Source organism: Streptomyces sp. NPDC007162 (genome assembly GCF_040634175.1).
Classification (GTDB): Bacteria; Actinomycetota; Actinomycetes; order Streptomycetales; family Streptomycetaceae; genus Streptomyces.
Genome location: NZ_JBEYFC010001064.1, coordinates 1 through 1,075, shown reverse-complemented (window position 1 = coordinate 1,075; position 1,075 = coordinate 1). Strand labels below are relative to the sequence as shown.

At 68.7% G+C, this 1,075-nt stretch carries 1 protein-coding gene; it reads left to right on the top strand.

What is annotated here, in order from left to right:
* Positions 1–126: 126 nt before the first annotated feature.
* The coding region (locus tag ABZ646_RS47170) for an IS481 family transposase (protein WP_360534087.1) at positions 127–1,075 on the top strand (949 nt) is incomplete at its 3' end.

Below are 1,075 nucleotides of genomic sequence, written 5' to 3'. Positions count from 1 at the left end.
TAGGTGTTCTGTCCACGGAGGTTGTGGACAGTGATGCAGGTCTCGACTGGCCGATCTTGAAATGGGTGAGGGCCTTCTGGCCTGGTGTGGATTGCGACATCTGCACCAGCGACCAGAAAGGCCCTCGTGCCCCACCGTAATGCACCCCTGACCGAGACCGGCCGCCTGCGTCTGGCCCGTTGCGTCGTCGAGGACGGCTGGCCCCTGCGCCGGGCCGCGGAACGCTTCCAGGTCTCGCCGACCACGGCCCAACGGTGGGCCGACCGCTACCGACAGCGCGGCGAGGCAGGCATGGCCGATCGCTCCAGCCGTCCCCGCACCAGCCCGCGCCGAACCCCGACCCGCACCGAGCGACGGATCATCAAGGTCCGTGTTCTGCGCCGCTGGGGACCGGCTCGCATCGCGGGCCTGCTGCACCTGGTGCCCTCGACCGTGCACCGCGTGCTGATGCGCTACGGCCTGGCCCGCCTCGCCCATCTGGACCGGGCCACCGGCCGTGTCATCCGCCGCTACGAACGCGACCGGCCCGGCGAACTGGTCCATGTCGACATCAAGAAACTCGGCAACATCCCCGACGGTGGCGGCCACAAGGCCCTTGGCCGACAGGCAGGCCGCAAGACCCGCTCGAAGGCCGGCTACAGCTATCTGCACACCGCCGTCGACGACCACTCCCGCCTGGCCTACAGCGAGATCCACACGGACGAGAAGAAGGAGACCGCCACCGGCTTCTGGCAGCGGGCCCAGGCCTTCTTCACCGAGTGCGGGATCACCGTCGAGCGGGTCTTGACCGACAACGGCTCCTGCTACCGCTCACGCGACTGGCGAGACCTGCTGGCAGCGGCCGGGATCGCCCACAAACGCACCCGACCCTACCGGCCGCAGACCAACGGCAAGGTGGAGCGGTTCAACCGCACCCTGCTCGACGAGTGGGCCTACGCCCGCCCCTACCGCTCCGAGCAGGAACGACGCGATGCCTTCCCCGGCTGGCTGCACACCTACAATCACCACCGCGGACACACCGCGCTGAAGGGCCAACCACCCGCCAGCCGCGTTCCCAACCTCTCGAGGCAATACA